Consider the following 12,523-nt stretch of genomic DNA (forward strand, 5'->3'; position numbering starts at 1 on the left):
TTATATTCTTATTTTTCCCGCAGAAAAAAATCCTGCGAAGCATTCAGCTCTGGTTTTTCTTCTGAGTGACTTGCTATTCCCTTTTGCCAAGCGCTCAGCTCTGGTTTTCTTTCTGAGTGACTTGCTAACATCTTTTGCGAAGCGCTCAGCTCTGGTTTTTCTTCTGAGTAACTTGCTATTCCCTTTTGCGAAGCGCTCAGCTCTGGTTTTGTTCCTGAGTGACTTGCTATTCCCTTTTGCCAAGCGCTCAGCTCTGGTTTTTCTTCTGAGTGACTTGCTATTCCCTTTTGCGAAGCGCTCAGCTCTGGTTTCCCTTCTGAGTGATTTGCTATTCCCTTTGCGAAGCGCTCAGCTCTGGTTTTCTTTCTGAGTGACTTGCTAATCCTTTTTGCGAAGCGCTCAACTCTGGTTTTCTTTCTGAGTGACTTGCTATTCCCTTTTGCCAAGCGCTCAGCTCTGGTTTTTCTTCTGAGTGACTTGCTATTCCCTTTTGCGAAGCGCTCAGCTCTGGTTTCCCTTCTGAGTGACTTGCTATTCCTTTTTGCGAAGCGCTCAGCTCTGGTTTTCTTTCTGAGTGACTTGCTATTCCCTTTTGCGAAGCGCTCAGCTCTGGTTTTTCTTCTGAGTGACTTGCTATTCCCTTTTGTGAAGCGCTCAGCTCTGGTTTTTCTTCTGAGTGACTTGCTATTCCCTTTTGCGAAGCGCTCAGTTCTGGTTTTCCTTCTGAGTGACTTGCTATTCCCTTTTGCGAAGCGCTCAGCTCTGGTTTTGTTCCTGAGAGACCTGCTAACATCTTTTGCCAAGCGCTCAGCTCTGGTTTTCTTTCTGAGTGATTTGCTATTCCCTTTTGCCAAGCGCTCAGCTCTGGTTTCCCTTCTGAGTGACTTGCTATTCCCTTTTGCGAAGCGCTCAACTCTGTTTTGTCCCAGTCTCTGCTTGTTTTAACTTAATAGGATCACGGGCGTCTATTCTCCAAGATTTTCAATTTCATTGTAAATGGATGTGATGTCATTAATTGTTTGCATAAATTCTTGGTCCTCGATAAATGCCTCAGATAATGTCCCTTTCTCCAAACTTTCCTCAAGCTTAACTAACTGCGTAGATAATGCTTCATTTTGTTGCACCAATTCAGCATGCAGACTATCAATTAATTCTGGTGCTTCAGTGTTTTCAATTGTATCGATGGCATTTTGTAAATCCTCTACATTTTTTTCCAGTGATGCTGCAACATTCTCATCCGTTATCGCTTGCTCTGCTTGTTCCGGAAATTCGTTGGCAAACTGTGTAATCTCATTCATATAATCTTCCACATCATTTACGTAAGCCAACGTATTTTTTGTATCTTCAATTGGCGAACACGCAGACAAGCTTAACAACATACCAAAAGCAGCAAGGTAAACTTTTGTTTTCATCCCTTATCTACCCTTTCTTTTCTTTAACTGTTCTTTTATGATTGGCACTGCTTTTTTCTTCAAAAACTTCACGCCTTCTTTTTGAATGAGTCTCTTTAATAATTTTTTCACAGCCATTAGTCTTCACTCCTTCATAAATGAGTTAGTTAGTCTTTCTTTTTTTAAAAGCACGACAAAAACCCTTACCAAAGAAACTTGGTAAAGGTCTCGCAAACAACGAATGTTGCCAATAAAGCCGAGGGAGAGTCCCTGTACTGACGACTTTACTGTAACTGCTACTCCCCTTTAGACAAAAGGTAGTTGTATATTTAAGTTTTCCCAATTATACCATGCCCATATTTAACCTGCAACTGATTGCAACCTTCATATGAAAGAAGAAGTCGATGACAGTTTTCAATTAGAAAAATATGAGCTTAAAGCCCAATCAAGCTTAGCCTTCCACTCCTTGGAATGCATCCCACTTTCCTTGTAATTTGCGCAACAAGATGATTTGACCCGTATGATACGCCGTATGCAAATAAAGATGACTCAATGCCTCACTGGCATGATTCATAACTAAATCATCCGCTGCTTCTAGGTTTTTTTTCCAATCATTATATAAATGATGAATCCTCTCTCTCGTATGAGAAAAAGTTATCCCTTCATCCAACTGAAAAGTATCTTCTTTCGATTGTTCATCCACTGGTTCTTCTTTGAAGCGATGCAAGTATCTTTCATTATAATAAAGAAGATGTGTTGTGATTTCATGGATACTATGAACGTCTTCGTTCGGTTTCCAATTTGCCTCTTCGTCACTCAAATTGACTATGCTATTCAGCAAACTAACAAACCAACCATTTTTATGATGTGATGCATTTAATTGCTCTTTTAATACCTCCCTTAATTCCATCACTTTGCCCCCTTTCTTAAATCCAAACATCATTTTCAGCCGTCAATGATGATTTCACCTCTCCTGTATTAATCACTCCTTTCGGTTCAATTAATATGACATGGCACTCTTCTTTTGCATATGGACAATGTTCCACTCCCTGAGGGACAACGAATAAATCACCATTCTTTAATACCACATCTTCTTCTCTCATGCGAATCGTTAATTCACCTTTAACCACCAAAAATACTTCGTCTGTATGATCATGCTTGTGCCACACGAACTCCCCTGAGAATTTAGCGACCTTCAATTGATAATTATTCATTTCTGCAACAACTTTTGGAGACCAAAACGTATGAAATTTTGTTAGTTTTTCTTGAATGTTAATGGGTTGATTGTTCATTTTTATGCCTCATTTCCTTGTGAAATAACTTTATTCATTTCTTTTGCTGCATTTATTGCCCTCGTATCTTTTTCGATATCTTCCGGTTTGTTTCCTTCACCCAATATATATCCTAAAAACTTCATTCCTATAAAATCAAAGATGTACTGAAATTGTTGAATCATTGGTAATCCCTTGATCGTTGGCTGATCTCCACCAACAGCTATGACATAAGCTTGTTTATTTTCCATGCACTTCTTAAAGTGTTTCATTTCGGGATCCCTGAGTGTTTGGGACCAACGATCGATAAAATTCTTCATCATACCGGACATACTATACCAGTAAATAGGTGTAGCAAATATTAACGTTTCATATGTCATTATTTCTTGAATTAATTGTTGATAATCATCATCCACTAGAGGAAAACCGCCTTCACTATGTCGATGATCCTTTATAGCATTTATTTGATAGTTAGATAAATGAAATTCCTTAACTTTCACCCCAATTATCACTTGTTTCGCCAACCATTCAGTATTCCCGCTTTTACGTGTTCCACCATATATGACTGCTATATTCATTACGATTCACTCCTCTAGTTTCCTATCATATTAAGTTTAATCTGTATCTATTAATAGATACAGATGATAATATAGATATCATCAATCGAAAAATACGATCAATGCAGAAGGTGAAAAAATGGATATGAAGCAATTAAAGACCTTTCAAACAGCGGCCACTACTTTGAATTTTACAAAAACTGCAAAAATGCTTAATTTTGCGCAATCAAGTGTAACCGCTCAAATAAAAGCATTAGAAGCAGAACTGCAACACCCACTTTTTGAAAGGTTGGGAAAAAAACTTGTTTTGACCGCTACCGGTAAAGAATACAAGAAGTATGTTGACCAAATGTTAAGGTTAAATGATGAGGCACTACAAAAAATAAGTGACAAACAGTTTAGAACAGCCTCCTTAACAATTGGCGCACAAGAAAGTCAATGTACTTACCGACTTCCACGAGTTTTACAATTATTTAAATCACAGTTTCCTCATGTAAAATTGACGTTTAAACCTGCCCATTCTGATGATTCAGCAAGAGCACTTTTAGATGATGGTACACTCGACCTTGCCTTTATCATGGATGTGAGAAAAACCCCTGAGACCTTACTGACAGAGACATTAATAATTGAAGAGTTAAAAATGGTCGCAGCGCCAGAGTATGCAATTAAATCAAGCGTTACCCTAAAAGATTTACAAAATGAATCATTTCTCTTAACCGAAATCGGATGTGCCTATCGCACTTTATTGGAGCAGACTTTAGCGGGGGAAAATGTCTTTTTGCATAACAGTATTGAGTTTGTGAGTATAGAGGCCCTTAAACAATGTGTAATAGCTGGACTAGGTGTGGCTTTTCTTCCCGCCATGGTCGTCAATAAAGAGCTTCACAACGGTCAATTAAAAGAAGTTATTTGGCCAAACGAACACATTCAACTCTATACACAAATAGCTTGGCATAAAAACAAACAAATGACACCACCACTACAAGCATTTATTGATTTAACTAGAAACGTATTTAAAGAGGAGAGAAAAAAAGCTGTTGGTTCTTATTAATAAGAGTTAATCCTATTGTCGATAGCTTGGCAGTTACTATTTAATGATCGTCTCCACTATGTGAAAAATGTCGTAACAAGTTGTAACGCAAACAATCTAAATTTGCGCAAGGAAACAAAATTTACTAATGAAAAGGCTAACACCACCATCGCTCGGCTTTCACTTCTGCTTTTCCACTCTTGTCCATCATTTCCTTATATGAAAAAACCCAATCCGATTTGATCAGATTGGGTTTTTACTATCGCCTATTACTCTCATAATAATATTTGATTGAGCGCTCAATCATCAATCATTTTTATTTATAAGAATGCCACTGTTGTTTCAACACTACATGGTTTTTTTGCATATATTGTAGACTTGCAACAAGCGCAAATCCTATCATAAGAAAAATGACAACCATGCCGATGACTCCATGCCATTCGTAGCGCGACCAAAAGAATCCAGCAACTGTACCACCGACACTAGAGCCGAAATAATAAAGAAATAAATAGAGCGAAGAGGCTTGTGCTTTGTCATGTGTTGCTCGTTGGCCAACCCAACTTGAAGCAATGGCGTGTGCCCCGAAAAAGCCAAATATAAAGATAGATAAACCTAAAAGTATGCCGATGATATGAGGTATAGCCGTACAAACTGTACCTACTATGGCCAAGGTGAAATAACTAACTAACATCTTCTCTTTACCGTAAGAACGAACAAGTTTTGCGTTAATTGTAGAACTAACTACACCGATTAAATAAATAAGAAATAACCAGCCAATCGTTGCATGACTATATGAAAATGGCTCGCTCATTAATAAATAACCAACATAGTTAAACAATGCCACATTGCTGCCTAATAGTAAAAAACCGATAAAAAACAAAGCTAACAACATTGGATCTTTAAGATGGTCAATTAAAGAATGGGATAATGAACGAAGGTTTAATAATCTCGGTGTAAAGAATTTTGAATCAGGTAAACTTCGTTGAAAATACATTGTGGCAATAAAGCCAATCAGTCCCACGCCAAGGATAGCAATTTGCCAGCTGAAGTAATCTGTAATAACACCCGTAAACACACGCCCAAAGACAGCGCCTGTGGCATTCCCACTAATATAAAGGCCCATTGCCTTTCCTAAACTTTTCGGATTCATTTCCTCAGATAAATAAGCCATTGCAATAGAAGGCAAGCCTGCAAGTGTCACACCAATGAGCACACGATAAATAAGTAATATCTCAAAAGAAGGACTAAATGCCGTCAAAATACACAGAAATGAGGAAATGAACATGGAATAAACCATAATCGGTTTTCTTCCCCACACCTCTGATATAGACCCAAAAAATAACATACTAATCGCTAAAACTACTGTTGTCAGGGAGAGGGAGAGACTTGCTTCTGCTGGGGTAATAGAAAAAATCTTCGAAAACTCCGGCAGTAATGGTTGCATGCAATAGAGTATGGCAAAAGTATTAAACCCCGCAGCAAAAAATGCGATATTCACTTTTTTGAAAAGATTGCTACCTTGTTGTATACCGTTCATCAATTCATGTTCTCTTCTTTCTTTTAGAATAGTTCTTGTCTTGTAACATATTCTTTAATATTAAACAGCGTACCACCTTTGAATCGATTTGTATAATGCATTATAATAATAAAAACAATGTATTATTGTAATGGAAAAGAGTGAGTCTATGGATATTCAACAATTGCTTTATTTTCGAACTCTTGCGGAAACTGAACATATGACACAATCAGCAGAGAAACTATTGATTTCTCAGTCTGCATTAAGTCGTTCCATTGCGAGGCTAGAGGATGAATTAGGTGTGCCATTATTTGAAAGACAGGGGCGTGCTATTCACCTTAATGCTTATGGGGTTATCTTTTTACGAAGAGTAGAGAAAATGATTCAAGAGTATGTAGAAGCTAAGCAAGAAATTCAAGACCTTATTCAACCGCATACTGGAACGATTTCTCTTGGCTTTCTCCACACATTAAGTACCAACATTATCCCCGATATGATTTCACAATTCCGTGATTCTTACCCTGAGACACATTTCCGACTTAGTCAGGGAGCTTCACATGTCATGTTAGAACAACTCTATAATGGGCAAATTGATTTATGTTTTATTGCACCTAATGAAAAAAATGATCAGGTAGGCTGGATGAAGTTATGGGAAGAAGAACTTTTTGCTGTCGTACCTAAAAACCATCGGCTAGCAAAGAAAAACTCTATTACACTCGAAGAACTAAAATATGAACCAATCATTCATTTAAAGAAAGGATATTCTTTAAGAGAGACCGTTGAGGGGCTCTTTTTAGATGCAGGCATCACGCCAAAAATTACGTTTGAAGGTGATGAGGCAGATACAGTCGCGGGGTTAGTTGCTGCAGAGCTTGGGGTTTCAGTTTTACCTGATTTGAAAGGTATCAACAAAAGTAAGATTATACAAATTCCAATTAGCCGACCACATTGCTTCCGTATGATTGGTATTGCCTGGTTAGAAAGCCGTTATATGTCACCCATTACAAAAACGTTTAAAAAATTTGTGACAGACCAATATGTCTCTTCTGGATGGTGAAAATACAAAGCCATCCAGAAAGATATATTCAAAACCGATGTTGGTGAAGATTCCCGAACTGTTCAAACCATACCAATGCCTTCTGTTCAACTTTTTTCACATAAGCATTTTTTCCTTCAATATAGGCATGGATATCTGTCGAGTGCTTGATGGCCAACGATTCTTTTAAGGCACCATATCTTTCAGCTTCTAATGGATGAGTCCGTAAATAATCACGAAAGGCAAGATGTCTAATAATCTCCTTATTGTCTTTTGCAAAAAAATGAAGATGATGCGTACGATTATCATGTCCTTTTTGAAAATATCTTCTTCCTCTTATACCATTCTCTCCTCTTGCTTCATACCCTAATGCATTCATTTCAATTAAGTAATCATCAACCTCTGCAATATCTTTGACAACCGGTAATATATCAATAATCGGCTTGGCTTTAAGGCCTGGTACTGAGGTGCTACCGATATGAAAAATGACTATCATATTATCTTTAAAAACTCGTTTTAACTTCTGTGCCTCTACTTCAAAGGCCGTAGACCATTGTCTATCATAATTAAGTACTTCTACTTTCCTCATGATTACCTCCATTTCCTAGGATTGAATAGTCCCTCTATCTGTTCGAATAACGATTGGTGCTTCTTTAGCGTATTTATTTGAGAAAATCCACCTTCTACCAACAGGAGCAACAATAATATAAACTCCATCTTCATATTCTCCGAAAAAGTTTAAATATTTCTCGTGTTTAATTGATTCGTTGTTTCTCACTGGTATTCCTTTATCTTGTAATTGCTGAGCAAGCTCTATTATATGGTTTGTAGCGATACCTACCTCACTTATATTTAAAAAATGAGCCTTATGAAAATGTGATTCACTAGCTACTGCGGACGTTTTTCTTGCAATCAATTCAACGATATTACCGGATGGATCCTCGAAATAGATCGCTTTTGCTTTCGCTTCCTTAAAGTCTACCTCATCTTCCCCCTCCTCCATTGCCAATTTAACTCTATTACTTAACCAAACTTTCGCTGATTGAAGTAAGTTAGGTGGAATATTAATAGCAAAATGATAAAAAGATGCCTGTTCAATCTCCTCTTGAATGGTTAACAGACTTGTACCAACCTGAAATGTAATCTGTTGTTGAGATTCTTTATATACATTTAGACCCATCACTTCTTCATAAAATTTTCTCGTTTCATTGTAATTACCTACATATATTGTCAGCTCTTTTATTTGCATACGTTTCTCCTCCTTACCGTTTCTTTCATTATACAAAATGACCGTTGTTTTAAAGTCAGTCTATAGGTTGAAAAAATCAGTTAAATATTAAAGGATAATGAGTATGCACAGCTTTTTCTGGGACCAAAAAAGTGAAAAAAGCTATAGAATCAATTAGATGATTCCATAGCTTCATTGTGTTTATACTCAGGATCAAGAATAATAACCTCTACTCTGCGATTTTTCTCCCAATTTTCTGAGCTATTGTTTGCGGCAATCGGCCTTGTTTCACCGTATCCTACTGCAGTAAAACGAGACGGTTCTATTTCATTATTCTCCACTAAATAACGAATAACACTACTTGCTCGAGCTGAAGATAACTCCCAATTTGATGGGTAGCGATAAGTCTCAATTGGGCGATTATCTGTATGGCCCTCGACTCGGATAAGATTAGGCATTTCTTTGAGCATGACCCCTAAGCTTTCGAGAAAACCAAATGAATCTTCAATAAGATCGGCTTGGCCCGTTTCAAACAATACTTGCTCTTGCAGAACGAGCACAACACCTCTTTCATTTCGATTGGCTGTGATCACATTTTCCAACCCATTAGATTTTAGATAACTCTCCACTTCCTGAACAAGTGAATCAAGTGAATGTGGTGTACCTGTCTCTGTTTCATCTGGCACAGATTCACGTCCATCATCAGGTAATATTGATGAGCTAGATTGGAATATCCCTACTTTATTAAATGAATCTGAGACAGCCTTAAACTTCGTCATATCCACTTGTGACATCGAAAACAGAAGGATGAAAAAAACGAGAACGAGCGTAACAAGGTCTGAATAGGTCACCATCCAAAGGGGAGCACCCTTTTTATTGTTCCTATCTTTTTTAGATCGGCGGTTATTGCGCCTCATGTTCAAAGTCCTCCGTTAGCTCTAGTCGCTCCTCGATAGCTTTTTTCTCGGTTTCGGACAAGTAAACACTTAATTTCTCTCGTAAAATCGTTGGGTTCTGTCCCGTTTGAACACCAATTACCCCTTCAATCACAACCTGTTTATAAAAAATTTCATCATCCGTTTGTGATTCCAGTTTCGCAGCTAAAGGATTGAAAAAAAGGTTTGCTAGTAAAGAGCCATATAAAGTCGTTAAAAGAGCAATTGCCATTCCGGAACCAAGTTCTGAAGGGTCGTCCATATTTTTCAACATAAGGACTAGTCCAATTAATGTACCAATCATTCCCCAAGCAGGTGCATAATCCCCTGCTTTTTCAATAATATTCCTTCCTTTTCGATGGCGCTCTTCCATTGCATCAATATCGGCATCAAGTATATCTCTAATCATTTCTGGTTCAATTCCATCAACCGCCAACAACACACCTTTACGGATGAAAGGATTTGGTTCATTTACAACTTCTAATTCTAAAGATAATATACCTTCTCTTCTAGCACGGTCTGCTAACTTAACAAAAGTCTCAATCAGACTCTCTATTGACCTCTCTTCTTTAGAAAAGCCTTTTTTCATTACTATAAAAGTCTTTCGTAGATCCTTCATTTGGAAGGATATAAAAAGACCTGCAACTATCCCACCAATGACAATAAAGATGGATGAGAAATCAAAAAAATACTTAATCCCAGTCCACCCACCGGAAGCAACAATTCCAAAGATAATCATGATTACACCGACCATTAAACCAACTGGTGTTAACTTGTCTAACTTTCTCATTCTCTCTCTCCCTAATGACGAAATTAGAAAACTCGCCTATTGGCGAGTCTTGCAAGAGGTGAAGACAAGTTATTCCTTATTAGCTGTAAAGAAACTTATCTTCTCACTTGACCATTTTTTCTTACCTTAACATGTAAAAAGTGAGAATTACCTTGTAAATACGGTAAACTCACTTTACATGTCTTTCCCTCTTTTTCTCATATCGGTCGGATGATTATTTTGTTGAGTTACGCTGTTCAATTCGGTGCGGAAGTACTACTGTGTGATCTGTGACTTCTTCCTTATTCATATACTTCGTCAATAATCTCATTGCAACTGCACCTATGTCATATAGCGGTTGTACAACAGATGTAAGTTGTGGTCTCACCATTAAAGCTAATCTTGTGCTATCAGAGCTAATCACTTCTACATCCTGAGGTACGTGATACCCTTTATCTTGTGCGCCATGAACGATGCCTAATGCCATTTCATCTGAACCAGCAAATATAGCAGTTGGCTTGCTATCTAACTCTAACAAACGTTCAAATGCTTCCAATCCTGAGTCATATGTGTAGTCGCCTTCAATTACCCATTCTTCATGATAAGGAATACTCGCGTCTTGAAGAGCTCTCTTATAGCCTTCTAATTTTTTCTCTGCATTGATTGGTTCTCTTAAAGGGCCAATCAGCAAGGCAATTTTTTCGTGACCTTTTTGAATAAAGGCTTCCGTGGCATCATAAGCTGCTTGTTCATAATCAATGTTAACAGAAGGGATGGTTTGCGACTTTTCAATAGAACCAGCAAGTACAATAGGTACAGGAGATTTCTCAAATTCCGTCACATGTGCTTCCTCTATATTACCACCCATAAAAACAATCCCGTCCACTTGTTTTCCTAACATCGTGTTTAATAGATGTAACTCCTTGTCCATATTTTGATCTGAGTTACTTAAAATAATATTATACTTATACATTGTTGCGATATCTTCGATTCCTCTAGCTAATTCCGCGACAAAAGTACTCGATACATCGGGTAATATCACCCCTACTGTCGTAGTTTTTTTACTAGCAAGTCCCCTTGCAACAGCATTAGGGCGATAGCCTAAACGTTCAATTACCTCTAATACTTTTTTTCTTGTTGTCGGTTTGACATTAGGATTCCCATTGACAACCCTTGAAACAGTAGCCATTGAAACATTTGCTTCGCGTGCTACATCATAAATCGTAATATTCATGTCACACACTCCTTCTACTTTTTCTATATTAATAAAATGTATTTATGTATGTCATTCTTCTACAAACCTTATTTGTTCAGCAAGAATTGTAATTATGTATAATCATACGATACTTTTCTCATCCCTCGCAACTTCATGCTGAAATATTTATGAAAAAGTCAAAAAATAGTTAGAATCTAACCTACATAACTGTTATCCCAAAGTTCTTTCCTATTGTTCAATTCCTCACATAATCTTAAAAATAAAGATTAGAAACCACAACCAGCTTACTACAAATTTTTTAAAAAAGATATAAAAAAAGCCGACTCAAGAGGGAAGGTTACCATTCCCCTTAAATCAGCTTTATTATACCATTACACTTGAATTTGTGAAGGAAGTTTAAGTGCGTTCATGAATTGATCAAATTGATTTAAATCCATTTGCTGAGCGGAATCAGATAACGCCACTGCAGGATCTGGATGTACTTCTGCCATAACCCCATCAGCACCAATTGCAAGTGCTGCTTTTGCAGCTGGAAGTAATAAATCTTTTCTTCCAGTTGAATGAGTGACATCAACCATAACTGGTAAATGTGTTTCTTGTTTTAAAATTGGAACAGCCGTAATATCTAACGTATTTCTTGTTGCTTTTTCATATGTTCTTATGCCTCGTTCACAAAGAATAATTTGGCCATTTCCTTGTGCCATGATGTATTCAGCTGCATTAATGAATTCTTCAATCGTTGCAGACATACCACGCTTTAAGAGTACAGGCTTATTGATTTGTCCTGCCGCTTTTAGCAATTCAAAGTTCTGCATATTTCTAGCTCCAATTTGAATAACGTCTAAGTACTGCACTGCAGTTTCCATATCATTTGGGCTTACGATTTCTGAAATAACAGCTAAACCATATTCATCTGCTACACGTTTTAAGATCTTCAAGCCTTCAACACCCAAACCTTGGAAATCATAAGGAGAAGTTCTAGGCTTAAATGCGCCGCCTCGTAACAACTTCAAGCCTTTAGCTTTCACAGCTTCAGCAACTGATGCCACTTGCTCATATGATTCTACTGCACATGGCCCAAAGACAAGATGTGGCTGTCCGTTACCGATCTGCTCTCCATTTATATCAACAATTGTATTTTCAGATTTTTTCTTACGGGATACTAATAATGCTTTGCGATGGTCATCCTTTTGTAATTCTAAACCAGCTTTAAAAATTTCCTTGAACATATGCTCAATTGTTGAGTTCTCAAAAGGTCCATTATTATTCTCTTTGATTAGATCCAACATCGCTCTTTCACGGACAGGATCATAACGATAGACTCCTTGTGTTTCCTTTACCCTTCCGATTTCTTTTACAAGTTCTGCTCTCTCATTAATTAAAGAAAGCAACTGAAGGTTAATTTCATCCACTCGGTTACGCAATTGCTCTAGTTCTTTACCCATAATAGTCCCATCCTCTCAATTGTTATTACATTAAAGCTCAATTCCGAAAAAGCGAAGATGAGTACAATACTTTCTTGCTTCATTCAGATATCACTTATTTGTTTTGGTGATAATTATAATACATTTTTT

15 protein-coding genes are annotated in these 12,523 nt (G+C 37.4%); 2 read left to right on the forward strand and 13 right to left on the reverse strand.

Annotation, left to right across the window (positions count from 1 at the left end):
* Positions 1-8 precede the first annotated feature (8 nt).
* The 6 genes from LCM23_RS21740 to LCM23_RS21765 all read right to left on the reverse strand — a co-directional run bounded on the left by LCM23_RS21740 (position 9) and on the right by LCM23_RS21765 (position 3,240).
* Positions 9-446 carry a hypothetical protein gene (locus LCM23_RS21740; RefSeq protein ID WP_224938761.1) on the reverse strand — a complete coding sequence of 146 codons (438 nt, stop codon included), beginning with the start codon at positions 444-446 and terminating at the stop codon, positions 9-11.
* On the reverse strand, positions 329-913 hold the full coding sequence (locus LCM23_RS21745; protein WP_224938762.1) for a hypothetical protein: 585 nt from the start codon (positions 911-913) through the stop codon (positions 329-331). Before LCM23_RS21745 ends, LCM23_RS21740 begins: the two co-directional genes overlap by 118 nt.
* 52 nt (positions 914-965) lie before the next feature.
* Positions 966-1,412 (reverse strand): DUF6376 family protein, encoded by a 447-nt coding sequence (locus LCM23_RS21750; RefSeq protein WP_224938763.1) that lies wholly within the window; start codon positions 1,410-1,412, stop codon positions 966-968.
* Positions 1,413-1,842: 430 nt separating this feature from the next.
* A complete protein-coding gene (locus tag LCM23_RS21755) occupies positions 1,843-2,301 on the reverse strand; it encodes a DinB family protein (protein WP_224938764.1) in 459 nt (152 codons plus the stop codon).
* A 16-nt stretch (positions 2,302-2,317) separates the two neighbouring features.
* Positions 2,318-2,683 (reverse strand): cupin domain-containing protein, encoded by a 366-nt coding sequence (locus tag LCM23_RS21760; protein ID WP_224938765.1) that lies wholly within the window; start codon positions 2,681-2,683, stop codon positions 2,318-2,320.
* 2 nt (positions 2,684-2,685) lie between these two features.
* Positions 2,686-3,240: a flavodoxin family protein gene (locus tag LCM23_RS21765; protein WP_224938766.1), complete on the reverse strand. Its 555-nt coding sequence runs from the start codon at positions 3,238-3,240 to the stop codon at positions 2,686-2,688.
* Positions 3,241-3,358: 118 nt separating this feature from the next.
* Between LCM23_RS21765 and LCM23_RS21770 the strand changes: the two genes are divergently transcribed.
* Positions 3,359-4,270 carry a LysR family transcriptional regulator gene (locus LCM23_RS21770; protein WP_224938767.1) on the forward strand — a complete coding sequence of 304 codons (912 nt, stop codon included), beginning with the start codon at positions 3,359-3,361 and terminating at the stop codon, positions 4,268-4,270.
* A 295-nt stretch (positions 4,271-4,565) separates the two neighbouring features.
* Here the strand turns inward: LCM23_RS21770 and LCM23_RS21775 are convergent, their stop codons facing one another.
* Positions 4,566-5,786, reverse strand: a complete 1,221-nt coding sequence (locus LCM23_RS21775) for an MFS transporter (protein ID WP_224938857.1) — start codon at positions 5,784-5,786, stop codon at positions 4,566-4,568.
* 148 nt (positions 5,787-5,934) lie between these two features.
* Here LCM23_RS21775 and LCM23_RS21780 point away from each other — a divergent pair, with 148 nt between their 5' ends.
* On the forward strand, positions 5,935-6,822 hold the full coding sequence (locus LCM23_RS21780; RefSeq protein WP_224938768.1) for a LysR family transcriptional regulator: 888 nt from the start codon (positions 5,935-5,937) through the stop codon (positions 6,820-6,822).
* Between the two features lie 28 nt (positions 6,823-6,850).
* On the opposite strand, the gene LCM23_RS21785 is transcribed toward LCM23_RS21780, so the two are convergent.
* The 6 genes from LCM23_RS21785 to LCM23_RS21810 all read right to left on the reverse strand — a co-directional run bounded on the left by LCM23_RS21785 (position 6,851) and on the right by LCM23_RS21810 (position 12,394).
* Complete coding sequence (locus LCM23_RS21785) at positions 6,851-7,390, reverse strand: GrpB family protein (protein ID WP_224938769.1); 540 nt, start codon at positions 7,388-7,390, stop codon at positions 6,851-6,853.
* 15 nt (positions 7,391-7,405) lie between these two features.
* Entirely contained in the window at positions 7,406-8,050 is a 645-nt protein-coding gene (locus LCM23_RS21790; RefSeq protein WP_224938770.1) for a hypothetical protein, read from the reverse strand.
* 149 nt (positions 8,051-8,199) lie between these two features.
* The gene (gene motS / locus LCM23_RS21795; protein ID WP_224938771.1) at positions 8,200-8,946 is read right to left on the reverse strand and encodes a flagellar motor protein MotS; all 747 of its coding nucleotides are present in this window, start codon (positions 8,944-8,946) and stop codon (positions 8,200-8,202) included.
* A complete protein-coding gene (motP, locus tag LCM23_RS21800; RefSeq protein WP_224938772.1) occupies positions 8,933-9,754 on the reverse strand; it encodes a flagellar motor protein MotP in 822 nt (273 codons plus the stop codon). Before motP ends, motS begins: the two co-directional genes overlap by 14 nt.
* 214 nt (positions 9,755-9,968) lie before the next feature.
* The gene (gene ccpA / locus LCM23_RS21805; protein ID WP_224938773.1) at positions 9,969-10,967 is read right to left on the reverse strand and encodes a catabolite control protein A; all 999 of its coding nucleotides are present in this window, start codon (positions 10,965-10,967) and stop codon (positions 9,969-9,971) included.
* A 353-nt stretch (positions 10,968-11,320) separates the two neighbouring features.
* The gene (locus LCM23_RS21810; protein ID WP_263624394.1) at positions 11,321-12,394 is read right to left on the reverse strand and encodes a bifunctional 3-deoxy-7-phosphoheptulonate synthase/chorismate mutase; all 1,074 of its coding nucleotides are present in this window, start codon (positions 12,392-12,394) and stop codon (positions 11,321-11,323) included.
* Positions 12,395-12,523 lie beyond the last annotated feature (129 nt).

The organism is Cytobacillus kochii (assembly GCF_020171845.1).
Classification (GTDB): domain Bacteria; phylum Bacillota; class Bacilli; order Bacillales; family Cytobacillaceae; genus Cytobacillus; species Cytobacillus kochii.

What these genes read in the sequence shown, in the direction of transcription:
- LCM23_RS21750 (WP_224938763.1), bottom strand. Translation starts at nt 1,412, where the DNA reads ATGAAAACAAAAGTTTACCTTGCTGCTTTTGGTATGTTGTTAAGCTTG.
- LCM23_RS21755 (WP_224938764.1), bottom strand. Translation starts at nt 2,301, where the DNA reads ATGGAATTAAGGGAGGTATTAAAAGAGCAATTAAATGCATCACATCAT.
- LCM23_RS21760 (WP_224938765.1), bottom strand. Translation starts at nt 2,683, where the DNA reads ATGAACAATCAACCCATTAACATTCAAGAAAAACTAACAAAATTTCAT.
- LCM23_RS21765 (WP_224938766.1), bottom strand. Translation starts at nt 3,240, where the DNA reads ATGAATATAGCAGTCATATATGGTGGAACACGTAAAAGCGGGAATACT.
- LCM23_RS21770 (WP_224938767.1), top strand. Translation starts at nt 3,359, where the DNA reads ATGGATATGAAGCAATTAAAGACCTTTCAAACAGCGGCCACTACTTTG.
- LCM23_RS21775 (WP_224938857.1), bottom strand. Translation starts at nt 5,786, where the DNA reads ATGAACGGTATACAACAAGGTAGCAATCTTTTCAAAAAAGTGAATATC.
- LCM23_RS21780 (WP_224938768.1), top strand. Translation starts at nt 5,935, where the DNA reads ATGGATATTCAACAATTGCTTTATTTTCGAACTCTTGCGGAAACTGAA.
- LCM23_RS21785 (WP_224938769.1), bottom strand. Translation starts at nt 7,390, where the DNA reads ATGAGGAAAGTAGAAGTACTTAATTATGATAGACAATGGTCTACGGCC.
- LCM23_RS21790 (WP_224938770.1), bottom strand. Translation starts at nt 8,050, where the DNA reads ATGCAAATAAAAGAGCTGACAATATATGTAGGTAATTACAATGAAACG.
- motS (WP_224938771.1), bottom strand. Translation starts at nt 8,946, where the DNA reads ATGAGGCGCAATAACCGCCGATCTAAAAAAGATAGGAACAATAAAAAG.
- motP (WP_224938772.1), bottom strand. Translation starts at nt 9,754, where the DNA reads ATGAGAAAGTTAGACAAGTTAACACCAGTTGGTTTAATGGTCGGTGTA.
- ccpA (WP_224938773.1), bottom strand. Translation starts at nt 10,967, where the DNA reads ATGAATATTACGATTTATGATGTAGCACGCGAAGCAAATGTTTCAATG.
- LCM23_RS21810 (WP_263624394.1), bottom strand. Translation starts at nt 12,394, where the DNA reads ATGGGTAAAGAACTAGAGCAATTGCGTAACCGAGTGGATGAAATTAAC.